This is a genomic window from candidate division KSB1 bacterium, assembly GCA_034506255.1.
In the GTDB taxonomy this organism is placed as follows: Bacteria; Zhuqueibacterota; Zhuqueibacteria; order Zhuqueibacterales; family Zhuqueibacteraceae; genus Coneutiohabitans; species Coneutiohabitans thermophilus.
The window spans coordinates 157,182-175,767 of the sequence record JAPDPX010000006.1 but is presented as its reverse complement, the minus strand read 5'-3'; the positions used below and the strand labels follow the sequence as shown (position 1 = coordinate 175,767).

The following is an 18,586-nucleotide window of genomic DNA, read 5'->3' as shown; positions in this document are numbered from 1 at the left end:
ACCGGATTCACATGATTGACAGGATTGTGTGGTTCGATCAATCCGCGCGGGTTGCGATCAAGAACAAAAATCTAGTGAATCCTGTTAATCCTGTCCCTCCTTTGTTGGCGTGCAAAACAACAAAGCCCCGCGGTGTGACCGTGGGGCTTTGCAGTTTTCATCATCAATCATGCTTCAGCGCAGGAACACCAGCCGCCGCGTCACCACTTGCCGGCGGCCGGATTCTCCTTCAAAAAACAGCCGCAACAAATAGATGCCGCTGCTCACCGTCCGTCCCGCGCTGTCTTTGCCTTTCCAACGCAGCGTGTGCCAGCCCGCTTGCCAGCGTTGGTCAGACAACTCGGCGACGCGCTGGCCCTGCACGTTGTAAATCACCGCGCGCAACAATCCGTTCTCCGGCAAATCGAGCGGCCACAGTGTGCCGGCATTGAACGGATTCGGGTAATTCGACGCCAGCGCAAAGGCCTGCGGCAGTGCGGAGCGGGTGGCGACCGAGGTTTCTCCCCGTTTGACCTCCGGCACGCCGTTGAGCGAAAGAGCAACCGCCCACAAATCCGGATTGCCGTCATCCGTGTCGCCCTCATTGACCGCCTCGCCGGTGAGCACGTTGTCGTCGTCGAAATGAACGGCGATCTGCAGCCGCCGCGTCCGCCAGTCCAAATCATTGTCCTCGCCGTTGCTGTCGCGTGCGCCCGGCGCCAGGCCGCCGGCAAACGCGAGCGTTACCTCACGGGAAGTGAGGTTGTCATTGTTCTCTCCCAAGTCGGGCGTCACCGTAAAGTGGTTGCCGTCGCGGAAGAGATCGAAGGAGCTTTCCTCCTGGCCGGTGAGCACCACCCGGGTGAGGCGCGCGACTTCCGACAGATTGAACACCCGGCAGGTGAAAAATTCCCACTCATTGTGCGGATCGATCTCCACGCGCGCCGGTGTGAACGCCAGCGTCGTGAACACACTGTCGGCTGAGTTCACTTCGTTGCCCTGGCGGTCGCGGTTGCGCAGGCGAAAATGATAGCGCGTGTCCGGCGTCAAACCTGACAGGGTGATTTCGTGGCGGGTGAGAAACGCGCTGGTCCATGGCGTTTGCTGGCCATAGGCTGCCGTCGTGCCGTATTCGATTTGCGTCTGCGCCGCTTTGTTGGTGCGCCACGCGAGGGTGGCGGCATTGGCGGTCACCGGCCCGATCTTCAGGTCGGAGATGAAAAAGGTGTCGGTTTCCGTGCTGAAGATCGCCTGCAGCGCGAGGTCGCGGTTGAGAGTGAGGGAAATTTCGGCCTGCGCCGGCAGGCTGGCATCGCTCCAGCGTTCGAACGTGTAACCGGGACTGGGCGTTGCCTTCACGGTGATGGGAATGCCGCGGAAGTATTCACCCTGCCAGGGCAGGTCAGCCGGCGTGATCGTATTGAGCGTCACCAGGCCTTCGCCTTCCGCCGGCAGAATCGAGACCGCCGCCATGCCGGGCAGACCGAATTTCTGCAAGAGCTGCTCGCGTTGCCGGGCCGGCCGCTCATGAATGAAATGCCGCACCGCGTTGAGGTTGCGCTCCCACACGCTGTGATCTTCGATACCCCAGCGCGTCAACTCGCGCTCCATTTCCGGCGCGATCATCGCGACCAGACGGTTGAGATGCGCTTCCACATTGCCGCTGGCCAGCGTGGTGTTGAGGAGATCGGCAAAGCGGTTGATGAAGTAGCGGCGGTCTTCGGTGTTGGCCAGCAGCCGGCGCAGCATCAGCGTGCTCCACAGCAGGCTTTCATCATCGTTGAATTTGATGTCGGTGCGGACCCGGTCGCGCGTGGCCCATTCCAGCGTGGGATGGTCGGGAGCGGCGTGCCGTCAGGCGGCGCCGGTGTCCCACATGATCCAAAACCAGCGCGGATCGCCGGCACGGTCATGGCAGCGGTCGAGATTGTTGTGCGGCCAGTCCCAATTCGCGCCGAAGATGTTCATGATGTGATAGTCGGTGAAGTTTGCGAGATTGACATAGCGGCTCTTGACCTGTTCGTAGTTCGCCGCCACGCGCAGATTGTTCTGCTCAAAGAAGGCAAAGGTCTCGTTCCAAAACACGGCGTCGCCTTCACGCAGCTCGGGCTCGGAAGTGCCCCACTGCGAGCGGTGTAAGTCCATGTCGGTGATGCCGTAATTGGATTCGATGTACTCGTCGTCGATGCGCTCACGCATCCAATAAACCCCCCAATACTCGTGATTCAGATAAAGCGCCGCCGGGCGAAACGCCGAGATGGCGCCGCCGACTTCATGCCAGAGGGAATGCGTCAGGGCGTCGTTGATCATGGTGAAGGTTCCGCTGCCGGTGGCCTGGTCGCCGGCGGGCGCATAGAGCACGAGCCGTTTGAATTTGTTGATGGACTTTTGTGGAAAGATGCGGTAGTCCAGTGTGCTCTGGCCATAGCCGCTGCGGAAATACAGACGGAAGCTCTTCTTGGCGTCGCCCCGTGAGCTGGTGCCGTGAATGCGAATGCCGGCGGGCGCAGCAAATTGCGTGACGCCATTTTCGAGGAAAGCCACATCGACAGGCCACTCCCATGCGTCGCCCCTTCCTTCATAATTGACATAGATGCCGTAGTCGGGATCCCACAAGTTCGCCGGCGCCGTGGCGATCACGATGATCGGCAGATTGGGCCGGTCGTTCAAAATATACGTGCCCGAGACAATGCGGGTCTGCGCCGCACCACCGGCAAACACACGGGCGCGCAGCACGGTGGTACGGGTGAAGGTCAACGGTTGCGTGTAGCGGCTGCTTTGCGCGGTGGGTTCGTCGCCGGTGAGCGTGTAGCGGATTTCCCCCGAGGGATGATTGGTGCTCAGCGCCACCGTCACACTGCCCTGATAGACGCCCTGGGGCTGGGAGAAGGTCAGGTTGATCTGCGGGGGTGCATCACCGCGGTTGGCGGCGGCCGGTGTGGGCGTCTGCATGAAGACAAACGTTGCGCCGCCGTCGGGCAGACGGCCGTAGGAAACGTCCGTGGTTTGTGCGCCAAAGCTGAACGAGTCGACCACGGCGCCGGCAGGATCGAACAGACCGAGGAATTCACCGCTGCCGCTGAGCTTGAAGTTGGTATGCAAATGCGCCGGGTCCGGCCGGTTCTTTCCCGAGGCCCAGATGAGCAAATAGGAAGCCGGTGCCAGCGTGACTTCGGGAAAAACCCATTGTGCCGGCTGGCTGGCCTTGTCGGTGATCGTGTAGCCGGAGAGATTGACCGCGGTCGTGCCGGCATTGTACAGCTCGAACCAGTCACTGGCTTCGCCATCTTCATCGCGAATCACCGTTTGATTGGAAGCCAGCACTTCGTTGATCACGATGGTTTGCGCCGTCACGGCGCTTGCACCTGCAAGACCGGCGAGAAGTATTGCCGACAAAAACAGGCGCGGCTGGTGGATCATACAGAGCCGAGTCATGGCGGACCCCCTCTCATTTGCGTGTCAAAAACCTCGATGGCTGGAACAACAAGATGGAGATGGATGGACGCTGGCGGCGGGCATGGTTTGGAATGGCAGACCCGCGCGGTGGGTCGCAGCGGAGGGAATGGCAGGTGGCAGCCGGTTTTCGCAAGCCGGCTGAAAGCTGACTTTACAGAAAGTGAGGCCGGCCGATCGCGGCCGGGAAAACACGGACGACATCGCCACCCCCGTATGGCCCCCGAGCGGTCACTGCCTGCAGAAATCAGGTCATGGCAATCCTCCCTGGCGGAGATGGTTCAGCGTCGGAAGCGCCGGACGGCAGTGTCTGACGCTTCCGTTTCAAAAACAACGTGGCATCATGGCTGGCCGTCGTTTTTGCACGGCTGCTTTGCGCGGCCACTGCTCAGTTGTCGTTGTCCTCCCGGCCATTCGACGACAGCGGATGAATGTCCCAAATGTCGCGGGCATATTCCATCACCGTGCGGTCGCTGGAGAATTTGCCGATGCGCGCGACATTGAGAATGGCCTTGCGCGCCCACAATTTTCTGTCGGTGTATTCATGCGCGGCGCGCACATGCGTCTCGGCGTAGGATTCGAAGTCGGCAATGTGAAAATATTCCTCGCCGGGCTGCATGAGTTTTTCGTGGATTGGCCGGAAGAGGTCGGGTTCTTTTTCGGAAAAGCGGTTGGCGCGCAGGCTGTCGATCACGCGACGGATGGCGGGGCTGCGCAGGTAGTATTCCTGCGGCTGGTAAGAATGGCTTTGCCGCATGGCGGCGACCTGCTCGGCGGTCAGGCCGAAAATGAAAATGTTCTCCGCGCCCACTTCGTCGCGAATCTCGATGTTGGCGCCGTCGAGCGTGCCAATGGTGAGCGCGCCGTTCATCGCGAATTTCATGTTGCCGGTGCCGGAGGCCTCCTTGCCGGCGGTGGAGATCTGCTCGCTCAAATCGGCGGCCGGCATGATCTTCTCCGCCAGCGACACGCGATAGTCGGGCACGAACACCACCTTTATTTGATCCCGCACGCGCGCATCATGGTTGACCACCTCGGCGATGTTGTTGATGAGTTTGATGATCAGCTTCGCCATGAAGTAGCCGGGTGCCGCCTTGCCGGCGAAAATATACGTCTTCGGCACCTCCAGGTCTTTGCCATCCTCCACGATGCTGAGATACTGATGCATGATGTGCATGGCATTCAAAAGCTGGCGCTTGTATTCGTGAAAGCGCTTCACCTGAATGTCGAACACCGTGTCGGGAGAAACGGTGAGATGATTGGTTTGCTGAATCACACGGGCCAGCCGCTCCTTGTTGGCGCGTTTGATCGCCAGAAACTCCTCCTGAAAGGCGGCGTCCTCCGCGAAGGGTTCGAGCGCGCGCAGCCGCTCGAGATCCGTCACCCAGGTTTCACCGATGCTGCGGTTCAACAGCTCCGCCAGCAGCGGATTGGACTGCTGCAGCCAGCGCCGCGGGGTGACACCGTTGGTCTTGTTGTTGAATTTGTGCGGCCACAGTTCGTAAAAATCCGGCACCAGGGTCTTCTTCACCAGCTCGGTGTGCAGCTCGGCCACGCCGTTGATCGAGTGGCTGCCGATCATGGCCAGATGCGCCATGCGCACCTGCTTGGGGTCGCCTTCTTCGATGATGGACATGCGCCGCAACCGCTCCGTATCATTCGGCCATACCGCCGCGACCTGCTGCAGAAAACGCTGGTTGATTTCGAGAATGATTTGCAGATGGCGCGGCAGCACCAGCTCCATCAGCGGCATCGTCCAGCGCTCCAGCGCCTCCGGCAGCAGGGTGTGATTGGTGAAGCCCAGCGTCGCCTCCGTGATCCGCCATGCTTTCTCCCACGGCACATCGTACTCATCGAGCAGGAGGCGCATCAGCTCCGCCACCGCCAGCGCGGGATGCGTGTCGTTGAGTTGCATGGCGACTTTCTCGGGAAAGTTGTCGAAAGACCGGTAGTGCTCGCGATAGGCGCTCACGATGTCGCGCAGGGCGCAGGCGACCAGAAAGTATTCCTGCACCAGGCGCAACTCCTTGCCGGCCTGCACGGCATCCGAGGGATACAACACTTTGGAGATGCGTTCCGTGGCGACTTTGTCGGCCATGGCCTTCAAATAATCACCCTGGTTGAAAATCTCCATGTCGAATTCGGAGGAGGCGCGTGCGGTGAACAGCCGCAGGTAATTGACGGTTTCGCCGCCATAGCCCACGATCGGCATGTCGTGCGGCACCCCGATGATCAGCTTCCAATCCAGCCAAACCGACCTGGGATTGCCGTCCGCGCCGATTTCCTCCACCATCTTGCCGTAGATCGGGATCAGGCAGGCGCGATCGTTGCGCTCGATCAGCCAGGGCGTCGATTCGCGCGACCAACTGTCGGGTTGCTCGCGCTGGTGGCCGTTGACGATCTCCTGCTTGAACAGGCCGAATTCATAGTTGATGCCGTAGCCGAAGCCCGGCATGTCGAGTGTCGCCATTGAATCGAGCAGGCAGGCCGCCAGCCGCCCCAGACCGCCGTTGCCCAGCGCGGCATCGCGCTCGGTGTCGCAGATGGCCTCCAAATCGATGTTCATCCTGGCCGCCGCCTTGCGGGCCCAGTCATAAATGCCGAGATTGTAAAGATTGTTGCGCAGCAATTGCCCGATGAGAAATTCCATCGAGAGATAAAACACGCGCTTGACCTGCAGCTTTTGATAGCGCTTTTCGGTGGCCATCATGCCATCGATCATGCGTTCCCGCACCGCCAGCGACACCGCCATGAAGATGTCATAGTTGGTCGCCTTTTTCCACTCCAGCGCCAGGGAATACTTCATGTGATAGCGCACGGCGGCGCGCAGGGCTTGCATTAGTCGCCGGCGTTTTCCGTTGAGATCGTTGTTGCGTGTGCGATCGTTTTTGCGTGGTCCGGCCGGAGGTTCCGACATGTGTTGGCTGGGTGTTTGGGCGTTGCTCAGGTGCGTCATAGGCTCCGTTTGCTTCCTTTCCAACTTCTCCCTGTTACAGTGAGCGGCTCAAGGTTCAGGCCCCACTGCAGTCACTACGGACAGGCGCCGGCCAAGATAAGGAACCGGCGGTTTCAGCGCAATTATTATCCCCAGAGGGTGCCGCGTTATGGCTGCCGCACGGCGCGTTCGCGCGGCACTTCCGCGTCATCGGCGGATGAAATCCGCTCATCCCCGCAGCCGCAGGGCGCTGGTCAGGATGGTCTCGAGATCGCCGTAGCGCGCCTTGTAATCTTCCTGGCTGCGGCGGATGATTTCCTGCGCTTCTTCGCGGTTGTAGACCTCGGTGATTTCGCAGGTGCTGTGCTGCTCGCCGGGCACCTGTTTGTAGGTGAGGAAATAATGTCGCAGGCGGTCGATTACATCCGGCGGGCATTCGTTCACGTCGCGCCACTGGCCGTACACCGCATCACCCTGCATCACCGCGATGATTTTGTCGTCCGCCTCGTTCTTGTCGATCATACGCAGGCCGCCGATGGGAACGGCGTGCAGCAAAATATCCCCATGCAGGATTTGTTTCTCGGTGAGCACGCAAATGTCCAGGGGGTCGCCGTCGCCCACGATGTCCGCGCGCCCGCTGCGCCGCCGGCACAATACGTTTGCGGAATCAAACCGTAAAGCGTGGGGCAGTGGCTGGCAAAGCGCTGCGGCCGGTCGACGCGCAAATGGCCGGTGGCCTTGTCGATTTCATACTTCACCGTGTCGGTCGGCACCATTTCGATGTAGGCGGTGACCACCTGTGGCGCCTCCGGCCCGATTTGAATGCCGTGCCAGGGATGGGATTTGTACAGCACGCCCATGAGCTGCCAGATGGGATCGCTGTTGGTGGCACGCGCCTTTTGCATGATTGCTTTGGCCTCAATCGCGTTCATCATATTGCGACGTCCTCTCGTTGCGCGACAATGTCAAGTTTTACCCGGTGAGGATTGCAACATGAGTTCCGGAGCGCAGAGCTGCAGCTTGGCACACCGGCTCAAAAAACAAGCCTGAACGGGCACAGTTCCTAATGGTCGATGAATTCACCCCCGCGCCCTTCCCTCGTGAAAAAGTGGGGAAGTTTCCTGGCAGTAATTGCGACAATTGGATTGGAATCCAGCTTGTCTGCCCCTTTTCTTCCCGGGAGTAAGGGCAGGGGGATGCGGTCCAGAACCCTGAGCCACAGAAGCCGCTTCTTTTTAATTTAATCCGACCTAGTTGCCTCAGTTGCATGTCGGAACGTGGCGCAGAGATCTTGTCTGCACGGCAGGTATGCCTGCGCTGCTCCACACGTTTGCTGAGTGATTGCAAGCCAGCCTTGTCCAGGTTTGCCGTTTTGTCAAATGCCGGGATGGAGTTGCGGCGAATGCCGCCGCAGAGGCGCGGTGAGAAAGCACTCCCTCACGGTCAGGCGGTGATTGGGAGCCGGCTGAAGATCAACTATCTCTAGCTTCCCCAGTCGCGCCGCTCGCGCGAGCGGCGGCGCGAGACCTCGGCAACAAAATCCCGGAAAATTTTACGGGAGAACTCATCGCTTTGCCACAGCCGCTCGGGATGCCATTGCACCCCCAGGATGTAATGCTCGTCCCACCTCTCGTTTTGAAAACCCTCGATCAGGCCGTCTGCTGACCAGGCAATCGGTACCAACCCCCGACCCAGCTCGCGGACAGCCTGATGATGGGAACTGTTGACCGGCACGCGCCGTTCGCCGGCGTCATCATTCAAAGCCGAATGCGGCGCGAGGCGGACCTCGTGCACCAGGGCGGTGGGCGCGTCGTCGCGGGCATGGCAAACCGGCGAGGGCCGCTGGCTGGGCAGGTCTTGAATCAGGGTGCCGCCGCGAAAGACGTTGAGCGTTTGCATGCCGCGGCAAATGCCCAGCACCGGCAGCTTGTCGGCATGCGCCCGCTCCAGCAGCAGCCAGTCGAATTGGTCGCGTGCCTGGTTCACCGGCCCGAGTTTGGGATGAGGCATCTCGCCATAGCGTCGGGGGTCGAGGTCGGTCTGGCAGCCGGACAGCACCAGACCATCGAGCAGCGGCCACAGGTGATCCACATAATCACGTTCGGGAATCAGCGGCAGCAACACGGGAATGCCGCCGGCGGCGTAGATCGCCTCGGTGTACATGCAGGAGATGCGGAAGTAGAACTGCTCCGGCAGTCTCTGCATTTGAATGCCAAGCACGGGTTTGGACATAGGGGGCAGACTGTTTGATCATGGCGTTGAGGTGCCAGGGGGCGCCGGTGCTGCTGTGGGATGCGTCCCTTCCAATTTCGGCATGATCCATTTGCGCAGCATCAGCGGTGTAATCAGGGTCGTCACCACCCCCATCAAAACGAGAGTGGAAAACAGACCTTGTCCGATGAATCCGCGCTCGTAAGCGATGTTGGCAATCACCAATTCCATGATGCCGCGGCCGTTGAGAATGATGCCGATGCCGAGCGCCTGCAGCGAGGAGAGCTGAATCAGCAGGCCGCCCAGCCATCCGGCCAGAATCTTGGTGGCAATGGACACCGCCAGCACGACGGCGACGAAGCCCGCGGAGCTGATGGCGGCGGGATTGAATTCGAGGCCCAAATAGGCGAAGAACACCGGCGCCAGAAAGCCCTCGGTGATCGAGCGCAGCGTGCGATCGATTTCATGATAGCGCGGGGCGAGAAAGAATTTCCGGTCGAGCAGGAGTGCGCCGAAAAACGCGCCGATGACGAAGTGAAACCCCAGGGCCTGGCTGATCGAGCCGAAGACCAGCACGAAGAGCACCACCACGCCAAACAAGGCCTCGCCGCCGAACAGGGCCACGAGCTTTTCCGGAATGCCCGCGATGTGCAAACCCCGGGCGATGAGCCGTTCCAGCAGCCAGTTGCATCCCAGGATGAAGCCGGCCAGGGCCAGCAGTTTTGAGCCGGTGCCGAGTATCGCGAGGCCGATCGCCTGCAGAGAATGTTGGGCGGGGAGAGTGAGTATGACGCCCAGCGCCAGCAGCGCCGCCACATCATTGAAGATGGCGGTGGCCACGGCGTAGCGCGCCATCACGGAATCGAGCAGCTTGAAACTTTGCAGGATGCGGACGGCAACCGGCAACGCGGTGATGGAGACGCACAGGCCGAGGAAAACGGTGCGCATCACATCCAGCTCAAACGCGACGCCCACGAGGATGCCGCCGGCCAGCGGCAGCGCAAACCCGATAAACGCCACCACCGCTCCCCGTCCATGCAGCGAGGCGATCACGTCCTTGAAACTCATCTCCAGCCCGGCGGAGAGCACCACCAAAAACACCGCCAGCTCGGCGATGCCGGCCAGCGCGGCATTGACCTGGATCAGGTTCAACAGGCTCGGCCCGAGCAGCACGCCGGCCAGTATCTCACCGACAATGGCGGACTGATCGAGACGCTGAAAGATTTGTCCAAAGAGCCGCGCGACCACGATCAGAATGAGCAGACTGGTCAGCAGAGGCATGATGGCCGAAAGTTGAAAATGAATATCACCCGCCCTGCAGCCGCAGCTCGCGCGCCGTGGCGTTCCGGCGCCCACATGGCCGCGCAGCGGCCGGGGAAACCACGCCGGATGCCGGCGCGTGCGTCCGGCAGACAAGCCGCAGGAAGGCCACGGTCAGGCAAGTTGTTTGAGCTCGACCGTCACGGTTTCGTTGAGCTCGGCCACCGCATAATAGCCGTTGCGTGCCGGGCCGCAATTGACGAGGGTGGTGCCGTTGATGCTGTCCAGGCTGCGCGCTTCGTGAATGTGGCCGCACACCAGCAGCACGGGCTGCCGGCGATCCATCCACGTGCGCACGGCGGTGCTGCCGACGTGCCGGCCGGCGTGGGTGCGGTCGGCTTTGGTCGCGCGCGGCGGGGGATGGGTGAGCATGATGCAGCGCGGCGCGCCCTGCACCTGGGCATGGCCTTCCGCGAGAAAACCATCCAATTCCTGCTCGGTGAATTCGTACATGTCGCCACGCCAGAAGGGCATGGCGGACAGGCCAAAGAAGCCCACGCCGTTGACGAGGGTGCCACGGCGATGCAATGAAACACCGCGCCGCACCAGCATGTCATCGATCGCGGCGCTGTCGCAGTTGCCGGCCACTGCCAGCACAGCGGGGCAATGCCGCAACGCCAGGTCGAGCAGGGCCTCCGCCTCCTGCGCCGGGCCGAAGTCAGTGAAATCACCGCCGATCAACAGCAAATCCGGCTCCCGTTCGCGCAGCAGAATTTGCTCGAACTTCTGCCGGTTACTGTGAATATCCGTGATGCAAAGCAGGCGCATAAGCTCTCGCTGGGCTTGAGGGATGAATATCGGTTTTGAGCGGGCGCAATATAATGAGAAATGGCTGGGGAGTCAATCGCAATTTCCCGCTCCTGCCGCCGGCTGCACAACAAGGACATGCCGCAAGCACGGCGTTGCATGCCAAAGCGGGCTGCTGGCATCTGCAGGACCGCGCCACCGCCGCGGACTTTTCCCCTGCAATTTGAACAACCCGGGCGCGGCTGCGGCACGCTGCGGTGTGAGCCTCAATCCTCAATAACGTGGGGAGCGCAACCATAAACAGTTCGCTCCACTGCAATGCCTGCTGGCGCTGCCTGGAGGGCATGAGGAAGGACACCCAACCGCCCCGTTCGGGATGCCTTGTTTACAGCACAACAGTGATTCAACCATCCGGTGTCAGGATCAAACACAAAATCCTCAAACACGCAAGGACACGAAGCCGCAGGGGTTTCACCAAGAATAACCGTTCCGCCACGTTTCGACCGTGGCTTTCGCTTGCGATCCTACTGATGCTCTCCGCAGGAATGTCACGGCCAAGCCGTGGCCTGTCAAAAAGGGGATGGAACTGTCTGTCACCGCGAGGCTTTTTGAACCACGCAACCCACCAAGAGCATGAGGGAAAACCTGGGGGCAGTGTGATTTTTGTGGTGCGCAGGCTTGTCGTTGGGCCATTGCTGTGGAAAAACTTTTTGCGTGAGCGTTTTTGGCTTTGTTTGAAAAATTGGTGACATTGGCGCAAGTTGTCCGCGTCACGTGCCCACACGCAACTGCAGCAGTGCCGTGATCCGGGCATTTTGCTTGACATTCGGACGGCCGTTTGATACATTCGCCTCGCTTTTGCGAGAGTCGAGCACAAACCGGACAGCGGCCAGACCACAAGAGCCATTCCCCGCATGCCTGCTGACATCATTCGCCTGAATCGCATGGTTTTTCACGCCTACCACGGCTATTGGGATGAAGAACGCCAGGTGGGCCAGCGCTTCGAAGTGGACGTCGAACTGCAGATCAATGTGCAGCAGGCGGCGAGCAGCGACAACATTCGCGACACCATCGATCTTTACAAAGTGTATCAGACGGTCGCGCGCGTGGTGACCACGAACAGCTTCAAGCTGGTGGAGACACTCACGCAGGTGATTGCCGATACCTTGTTGCGGGAGTTCAACCCGGCGCAGGTGCGGGTGCGGGTGCGCAAGCCCAATTCGCCGGTGCCCGGCATCAGCGATGGCATCGAGGTGGAGATTCAGCGCAGTGCGGCCATGGCCGGGTGAGAAAGATGTTTGTGACAGAGAAAGCGGCCGGGGAGAGATGGGTCGCCAATGTGTTCATCGGGTTGGGGTCGAATCTCGGGGACCGGCGGCAGTGGCTGGCGCAGGCGCGGGCGAAGCTGCAGGTCCATCCGGCGGTGCAAGTGCGGCGGCAATCCTCGCTTTATCGCACGGAGCCGGTGGGGCTGCGTGAGCAGCCGGAGTTTTTGAATCAAGTGGTGGAAGTGGCCACCCGGCTGACGGCACCGGCGCTGCTCGAGCTGCTGCTGCAGATCGAAAAGGCGCTGGGCCGGATACGGGAGCGCAAATGGGGGCCGCGCACCATCGATCTGGATTTGCTGGCGTATGATCAGCTTCAGTTCGAATCCGCGGCATTGCGGCTGCCACACCCCGCCCTGCGGGAACGCCGTTTTGTGCTGGCGCCCTGGGCGGAAATTGCCCCGGATTTCCTCCTGCCGGATGCCGGGCTGACCGTGGCGGCGCTGCTGCGGCAATGCCCCGATCACGCCGCGGTGATCAAACTCGCAACGTGAAGCGACGCCGGCGGTGCGGCGCAAGTGTTCGCTTTGACCCAGAGGGTGGTTGTGCGTCTTCAATATCTTGCCATCGAGGGCGTCATCGGCGCCGGCAAAACCAGCCTGGCTTGCAAAATTGCCGAGCGTTTTGGCGCGCGGCTGCTGCTGGAGCAGCACGAAGAAAATCCCTTCCTGCCGGATTTCTATGAGGACCCGCGGCGCTTCGCCTTCTCCACACAAATGTTCTTTCTGCTCAGCCGCTACCGCCAGCAGCAGGAATTGCCGCAACGCGATCTCTTCCATGACCTGCTGGTGGCCGACTACATTTTTCAAAAAGACCGCATTTTTGCCACCCTGACCCTGGAAGAACGCGAGCTGGCGCTTTACGACAAAGTGGCGCGGCTGCTGGAACGCGACATCCTCCGGCCGGACCTGGTGCTTTACCTGCAGGCCAGCACCGAACGCCTGATGGCCAACATCCGCCGACGCAACCGGCCCTATGAAAAGAGCATGAGCGAAGCCTACCTTCGCGACCTGAACGAAGCCTACAATCAGTTCTTTTTTAATTACACGGACACCCCCCTGCTGGTCATCAATGCCACCAACATCGACTTTGTCAACCGCGAGGAAGATTTTGAAGACCTGCTGATTCAGCTCAGCCGGCCGATATCGGGTGTGCAGTACTATTCGCCGCCGGCACCCAAAACCTGAGACGGCCGGCGCCGGCAGAGGCGGCATGTCCGCCGGAGAAAGGAGCATTCCTCATGTTACGCCTGTTGTTCTGGGCCCTGCTGTTTTACCTGGCCTATCGTGTTTTGCGTGCAGCTCTGGCCGGCAAGCGCCGTGCACCATCCCGCCCGATTCAGGGCGGGCAAAGCAAACCGCCGCTCGATCTTTCCAGGCAGGACGTGGAGGATGCCAAGTTCGAAGAAGTCAGGAAAAAGTAGCCGCCGGCCCGCCCGCCATGATGCGAACCTATCTGCGAATCCTGCGCTATCTGCGTCCCTACGGGCTTGCCCTCACCGGTTCACTGGTCTGCATCCTGCTGTTCACCCTGCTGAGCAGCGCCTCGCTGTTTTCCATCCTGCCCTTTCTGGATGTGGTGTTCTATGGTGTGGACAAAAGCGGGGTGAGCCGTGCCGCGCCGGCCGAAACGGGCAGCATGCCTGCGGCGCCCACCACCCTGGCGGTCGCACGCCAGCAAATCATGCAGCGATTTTACGCCCTGCTGCTCGGGCAAGATCGCCGCAGCACGCTGCTGCGGCTGTGCGGCCTGATTTTGCTGCTCATCTTCAGCAAGAATCTCTTCGACTATTTGCAGGCCTACTTCATGGCGCATGTCGAGCAGGGCGTGATCATGGATTTGCGCAACGATCTCTACCGCCATCTCCACCGGCTGTCGCTCGGCTATTTCAATCAAAACCGCACCGGCAATCTGATGTCACGCATCACCAACGATGTCACGCTGGTGAACAACGGCCTCTCCGCCAGCTTCGTCACGCTGGTCAAGAACCCGTTGTTGATTGCGGCCTACCTCGGCATGGCCTTTTTGCTGAGCTGGAAACTCACGTTGGTGGCGCTGCTCATCGTGCCGCTCAGCCTGGCGGTGATCGGCAGCCTGGCCTCACGCCTGCGCCGCGCCTCCCACCTTTCCCAGGCCAAGATGGCGGATCTCACGTCGGTGTTGCAGGAGACCATCAGCGGGGTGCGCGTGGTGAAGGCGTTCGCGATGGAAGATTTCGAAGTGCGCAACTTCATGCGGGAGTCGCGGTCCTATTTCAAAACCCTGCTGCGGGTCACGCGCATCAGCCGGCTGGCGGCGCCGATCACGGAATCGCTGGGCGCGGCGGTGGGGGTGGGCATTCTCTGGTTCGGCGGGCAGCAGGTGCTGGCCGGCGGCTCGCTGTCCTCGTCGGAATTCCTGCTGTTCCTGCTCGCCATCTTCTCGCTGATGCAGCCGGTCAAGGAATTGTCCACTGTCGGCAGCCGTTTGCAGGAGGCCATGGCTGCCGGCGAGCGCATTTTCCGCGTGCTCGATACCGCGCCGGAGGTGGTGTCGCTGCCGGGCGCCCGCCAGCTCGAACGCTTCGAGCACGACATCCGCTATGAAAACGTCTCGTTTGCCTACGAGCAAACAGCGGTGCTGCAGGACATCAGCTTCGAAGTGCGCAAAGGTGAGATTCTCGCGATTGTTGGACCGAGCGGCGCCGGCAAGTCAACACTGGTGGATTTGCTGCCGCGCTTTTATGACCCCAGCGGCGGCCGTATTCTCATCGATGGCATCGACTTGCGTGAAGTGGAGCTGCAGAGCCTGCGGCGCCTGATGGGCATCGTCACCCAGGAAACCATCCTGTTTCACGGGACGGTGCGCAGCAACATCGCCTACGGCTTGAGCGATGTTCCCGAGGACAGGCTGCGCGCCGCAGCCATGGCCGCCAACGCGCATCGCTTCATCATGGAACTGCCGCAGGGCTATGATACCATGATCGGCGAACGCGGCCTCAAACTCTCCGGCGGCCAGCGTCAGCGACTGGCCATCGCGCGCGCCCTGCTGAAAAATCCGCCGATTCTGATTCTCGACGAAGCCACCTCCGCGCTCGACAGCGAGAGCGAGCTGCTGGTGCAGCAGGCCATCGAACGGCTGATGGCGAACCGCACCTCGTTCGTCATCGCGCACCGCCTGTCCACAATTTTGCATGCGCATCGCATCATCGTGCTGGAGGGCGGCCGGCTGGTGCAGGTCGGTACACACGAAGAGCTGCTGCAGCAAAGCGGCATCTACCAGAAGCTCTACCGCATGCAATTCCGGGCCTGAACGCCGGCCGAAAAAACAAGCTGCCCCGCAGCAGAGCAGGAGACAGGCGTTTCCTCAGGGCGGCACGACGGCCGCCTGCTGATGCTGTTTGGGCGGATATGGGAGTGCATCAAACTCGCAACCATCATTCAACCAGGGAAAAAACATGCGTGAAGTCATCAAAACCACGGCCGCGCCCGCAGCCCTCGGGCCATACAGCCAGGCCATCAAGGTGCAGGCGGGCAGGATGCTGTTCACCGCCGGCCAGGTGGCGATCGATCCCGCCACCGGCGAGATGATGGTCGGTGACATCAAGGTACAAACGCGGCGCGTGTTGGAAAACCTGCGTGCGATTTTGCAGGCCGCCGGTGCGGGTCTGGAGCACGTGGTGAAGACCACGGTGTTCATGACGGACTTGAGCGAGTTTGCGGCGATGAATGAAATCTACGCCGAGTATTTTCCGGTGAATCCGCCGGCGCGCAGCACCGTGGAAGTGCGGGCCCTGCCGCGCGGGGCCAAAGTGGAGATTGAAGCCATGGCGGTGGTGGAATGAAGCCCGCGGCCAGGCCGCCGTGGAACAGCGATCGCCTCGCGGTGATGAGAAGCAGACGGCGGGCGGTGGGAAACGCAGGAGGGAAAACGAGCATCCCGCCTCGCTTCGCGCCGGCTGCCCTCTGCCTTGCCCTGTATTTTTGCCTGCTCACCCCTCTTGCACCCATGGCCCGGGCGCAAACAGGTGCCGCCGATTCCTTGCAGCAACCGGCTGCGGCGTCGCCGCGCAAGAAAAGTCCAACGGGTGCAGCCTTGCGCTCGCTGGTGATTCCCGGGTGGGGGCAATATTACAACGGTCAGAAGATCAAGGCAGGGCTGGCACTGGCAGGCGAGGTCGGCTTGCTGGGCACGGCGCTTTACTGGAACAGCCGCGCCGGCGAAGCACGGCAGCGCGGCGACCAGGCCAATCAACTGCTCTATGAAGACTGGCGCAACGGCTGCTATTGGGGGCTGGCGGCACTGATCGTCTACAGCATGCTCGATGCCTACGTCGATGCACAGCTTTCCGATTTCGACGAATCGCCGGTGCTGGCCGCTTCGCCCGCGCCGGCGGTGATGCTCCGCTTCAAATTTCGCCTTTGATTTCTGCAGTGGAATTGCTATGATGCGCTCGCCGTCCGGTTTATGGGAAGGCATTGACAGGTTCAGCAGGCTTGAGAACAATTCCCCTGCATGCTGTCGCAGGAGCTGCGGGCGTTGGCAAATTCGTGGGATGACGGACGCCCCCGCGAAAGGCGGGCAGTGATGCGTCTTCAAGGTTGTTCCCCCCACCGGCCGTGGCGATTCCAGACGGGCAAGGGTGCGGCGTTCTGCCTGGGGCTGTTGTTGCTTTGTCTGCCGGCTCCCGCTTTGGCACAAATCCGCACGGCCAGTGTCATCACGGACAGTGTCATGGTGATGCCGCTGCCGCACGGCAGCGATCCCTGGTTCGGCAGGGACAAGGTCGATCACCTCACGGTGAGCGCAGTGTTGCTGGCGGCGCAGTATTATGTCTGGCATCGTGAGCGCGGGCATTCTTCCCGTCGCAGCCTGCAAGCCGCCAGTCTCGGCACGCTGCTGCTCGGCGTGACGAAGGAGGTTTATGATGCCACCACGCGCCGGCGCCGTGCGAGCGTCAAAGACTTGACGGCTGACCTCCTGGGAGTCGCGTTAACTGTTTTCCTGATCCACAAATGAAGCCATGACTCTGCCCGCATGAATGTGACTGATCTCTCCTGCAGCACTCTCGACAAACCCCGCTCCAACTGTGCCGTGGTGGGGGTGTATGGCAGCCGCGAGGCCGCCAAGCTGGTCTATCTCTCGCTCTATGCCCTGCAGCATCGCGGCCAGGAAAGCTCGGGCATCGTCTCCAGCGACGGCGAGCAGCTCCACCGTCACGTTGGCATGGGGCTGGTCACCAATGTGTTCTGCGATGCCAAGCTGTTCGACAAATTGCCGGGCAGGCTGGCCATCGGCCACAACCGCTATTCCACCACCGGCGCGACACAACTGGTGAATGCCCAGCCGTTTCTCACACACTTCAAGCACGGCATGCTGGCGGTTTCCCACAACGGCAATTTCACCAATGCGCGCACGCTGCGCCGGCAACTGGAGAACGAGGGTGCAATTTTCCAGACCACCAGCGACACCGAGCTGATCCTGCATTTGCTGGCACGTTCCCAGGCACCCGACATCGTCGGCCGTTTGCAGGACACGTTTGACCAGCTCCAGGGGGCATATTCCCTGGTGATGCTGACGCGCAACAAGCTGATTGCCGTGCGCGATCCGCGCGGCTGGCGGCCGCTCAACCTCGGGCGCAAGCGCCGCACCTGGCTGATCGCCTCGGAAACTTGTGCTTTCGATTTGCTCGATGGCAAGTATGTGCGTGAAATCGAGCCGGGCGAGATCGTGGTGCTCGATCACACCGGCCTGCACACCGCCCGTCTGCGCGAACGCGCGCCGCGGGCGGCCTGCATCTTCGAGTTCGTCTATTTCTCCCGGCCCGACAGCAAGATCTTCGATGAGAATGTCGACCGCGCCCGCCGCCGTCTGGGGAAAAATCTCGCCAATGAACATCCCATCGCGGCGGACATGGTCATCGCGGTGCCGGATTCCTCCAACACCGCGGCACTGGGCTATGCGCGCAATGCCAACATCAAATATGAGATCGGCCTGATCCGCAATCATTACATCGGCCGCACCTTCATCCATCCCGACCAAAGCGTGCGCGATTTCAATGTCCGCATCAAATTCAACACCGTCAAAGGTGTGCTCAATGGCCGGCGGGTGGTGGTAGTGGAAGATTCGATCGTGCGCGGCACCACGCTGCGCAATCTCGTGCGGCTGCTGCGCAAAGCGGGCGCGAAAGAAATTCACGTGCGCATCAGCTCGCCGCCGATCATCGCGCCCTGCTATTACGGCATGGATTTCCCCACCCGCGAGGAGCTGATTGCCTCGCATCACAGCATCGCGGAGATCAAGGACTATCTCGAGGTGGACAGTCTGGAGTATCTCTCGCTCGAGGGTCTGCTGAAATCCGTGCCCCACGAAAAGGGCGGCTATTGCACGGCCTGCTTCACCGGCAACTATCCGCTCATTCCAGAGGACTTGATGGACAAGTTTGCGCTCGAGCATGCCAACGGCCGCGCTGAGGATGTCGTGCTCGTCCGGCGCGCCCGCCAACAAAGCACGAGCCATCAGACAGCCGGGCGGCGTGCGTCTGCTGCAAAAACCAGGCGTTGATGCCGCCCTGAGTGAGAAGGTTTGCCCTGCGCACACTGTTGTCGCCAGCCGGGAGGCGGCTGCCACCGTTCAG

At 61.0% G+C, this 18,586-nt stretch carries 13 protein-coding genes and 3 pseudogenes; 9 read left to right on the top strand and 7 right to left on the bottom strand.

The annotated features are described in order from the left end of the window. Nucleotides 1-174: 174 nt before the first annotated feature. The 7 genes and pseudogenes from ONB52_13740 to ONB52_13710 form a co-directional block, all read right to left on the bottom strand. Nucleotides 175-1,452, bottom strand: a complete 1,278-nt coding sequence (locus ONB52_13740) for a T9SS type A sorting domain-containing protein (GenBank protein ID MDZ7417197.1) — start codon at nucleotides 1,450-1,452, stop codon at nucleotides 175-177. Between the two features lie 54 nt (nucleotides 1,453-1,506). Continuing rightward, a pseudogene (locus ONB52_13735) lies at nucleotides 1,507-3,399 on the bottom strand (CotH kinase family protein). 421 nt (nucleotides 3,400-3,820) lie between these two features. Continuing rightward, nucleotides 3,821-6,271, bottom strand: a complete 2,451-nt coding sequence (locus ONB52_13730; protein ID MDZ7417196.1) for a glycogen/starch/alpha-glucan phosphorylase — start codon at nucleotides 6,269-6,271, stop codon at nucleotides 3,821-3,823. Between the two features lie 324 nt (nucleotides 6,272-6,595). Then, nucleotides 6,596-7,227, bottom strand: a pseudogene (locus tag ONB52_13725) (inorganic pyrophosphatase). Between the two features lie 622 nt (nucleotides 7,228-7,849). After that, nucleotides 7,850-8,572, bottom strand: a complete 723-nt coding sequence (locus tag ONB52_13720; protein MDZ7417195.1) for a gamma-glutamyl-gamma-aminobutyrate hydrolase family protein — start codon at nucleotides 8,570-8,572, stop codon at nucleotides 7,850-7,852. A 45-nt stretch (nucleotides 8,573-8,617) separates the two neighbouring features. Continuing rightward, nucleotides 8,618-9,859 carry a cation:proton antiporter gene (locus ONB52_13715; protein ID MDZ7417194.1) on the bottom strand — a complete coding sequence of 414 codons (1,242 nt, stop codon included), beginning with the start codon at nucleotides 9,857-9,859 and terminating at the stop codon, nucleotides 8,618-8,620. A 153-nt stretch (nucleotides 9,860-10,012) separates the two neighbouring features. Next, the gene (locus ONB52_13710; protein ID MDZ7417193.1) at nucleotides 10,013-10,666 is read right to left on the bottom strand and encodes a metallophosphoesterase; all 654 of its coding nucleotides are present in this window, start codon (nucleotides 10,664-10,666) and stop codon (nucleotides 10,013-10,015) included. A gap of 893 nt (nucleotides 10,667-11,559) precedes the next feature. Between ONB52_13710 and folB the strand changes: the two genes are divergently transcribed. From folB to purF, 9 genes and pseudogenes are all read left to right on the top strand, one after another. Then, nucleotides 11,560-11,934 (top strand): dihydroneopterin aldolase, encoded by a 375-nt coding sequence (folB, locus tag ONB52_13705; protein ID MDZ7417192.1) that lies wholly within the window; start codon nucleotides 11,560-11,562, stop codon nucleotides 11,932-11,934. An 11-nt stretch (nucleotides 11,935-11,945) separates the two neighbouring features. Beyond that, nucleotides 11,946-12,464: a 2-amino-4-hydroxy-6-hydroxymethyldihydropteridine diphosphokinase gene (gene folK / locus ONB52_13700; protein ID MDZ7417191.1), complete on the top strand. Its 519-nt coding sequence runs from the start codon at nucleotides 11,946-11,948 to the stop codon at nucleotides 12,462-12,464. A gap of 51 nt (nucleotides 12,465-12,515) precedes the next feature. Next, entirely contained in the window at nucleotides 12,516-13,157 is a 642-nt protein-coding gene (locus ONB52_13695) for a deoxynucleoside kinase (protein MDZ7417190.1), read from the top strand. A gap of 53 nt (nucleotides 13,158-13,210) precedes the next feature. Then, nucleotides 13,211-13,393, top strand: coding sequence for a hypothetical protein (locus ONB52_13690; GenBank protein ID MDZ7417189.1), 183 nt, complete (start codon nucleotides 13,211-13,213; stop codon nucleotides 13,391-13,393). 17 nt (nucleotides 13,394-13,410) lie between these two features. Next, on the top strand, nucleotides 13,411-15,261 hold the full coding sequence (locus tag ONB52_13685; GenBank protein ID MDZ7417188.1) for an ABC transporter ATP-binding protein/permease: 1,851 nt from the start codon (nucleotides 13,411-13,413) through the stop codon (nucleotides 15,259-15,261). 145 nt (nucleotides 15,262-15,406) lie between these two features. Continuing rightward, on the top strand, nucleotides 15,407-15,793 hold the full coding sequence (locus tag ONB52_13680) for a RidA family protein (GenBank protein MDZ7417187.1): 387 nt from the start codon (nucleotides 15,407-15,409) through the stop codon (nucleotides 15,791-15,793). A gap of 164 nt (nucleotides 15,794-15,957) precedes the next feature. Further along, nucleotides 15,958-16,374 carry a DUF5683 domain-containing protein gene (locus tag ONB52_13675; protein ID MDZ7417186.1) on the top strand — a complete coding sequence of 139 codons (417 nt, stop codon included), beginning with the start codon at nucleotides 15,958-15,960 and terminating at the stop codon, nucleotides 16,372-16,374. A 162-nt stretch (nucleotides 16,375-16,536) separates the two neighbouring features. After that, complete coding sequence (locus tag ONB52_13670) at nucleotides 16,537-16,968, top strand: VanZ family protein (GenBank protein ID MDZ7417185.1); 432 nt, start codon at nucleotides 16,537-16,539, stop codon at nucleotides 16,966-16,968. Between the two features lie 18 nt (nucleotides 16,969-16,986). Beyond that, nucleotides 16,987-18,399, top strand: a pseudogene (purF, locus tag ONB52_13665) (amidophosphoribosyltransferase). Nucleotides 18,400-18,586: the final 187 nt, after the last annotated feature.

Coding starts and splice junctions, on each gene's coding strand:
- ONB52_13715 (MDZ7417194.1), bottom strand. CDS start 9,859: ATGCCTCTGCTGACCAGTCTGCTCATTCTGATCGTGGTCGCGCGGCTC.
- ONB52_13740 (MDZ7417197.1), bottom strand. CDS start 1,452: ATGGCGGCGGTCTCGATTCTGCCGGCGGAAGGCGAAGGCCTGGTGACG.
- ONB52_13675 (MDZ7417186.1), top strand. CDS start 15,958: ATGGCCCGGGCGCAAACAGGTGCCGCCGATTCCTTGCAGCAACCGGCT.
- ONB52_13670 (MDZ7417185.1), top strand. CDS start 16,537: ATGCGTCTTCAAGGTTGTTCCCCCCACCGGCCGTGGCGATTCCAGACG.
- ONB52_13685 (MDZ7417188.1), top strand. CDS start 13,411: ATGATGCGAACCTATCTGCGAATCCTGCGCTATCTGCGTCCCTACGGG.
- ONB52_13730 (MDZ7417196.1), bottom strand. CDS start 6,271: ATGCAAGCCCTGCGCGCCGCCGTGCGCTATCACATGAAGTATTCCCTG.
- ONB52_13680 (MDZ7417187.1), top strand. CDS start 15,407: ATGCGTGAAGTCATCAAAACCACGGCCGCGCCCGCAGCCCTCGGGCCA.
- ONB52_13720 (MDZ7417195.1), bottom strand. CDS start 8,572: ATGCAGAGACTGCCGGAGCAGTTCTACTTCCGCATCTCCTGCATGTAC.
- folB (MDZ7417192.1), top strand. CDS start 11,560: ATGCCTGCTGACATCATTCGCCTGAATCGCATGGTTTTTCACGCCTAC.
- ONB52_13710 (MDZ7417193.1), bottom strand. CDS start 10,666: ATGCGCCTGCTTTGCATCACGGATATTCACAGTAACCGGCAGAAGTTC.
- ONB52_13690 (MDZ7417189.1), top strand. CDS start 13,211: ATGTTACGCCTGTTGTTCTGGGCCCTGCTGTTTTACCTGGCCTATCGT.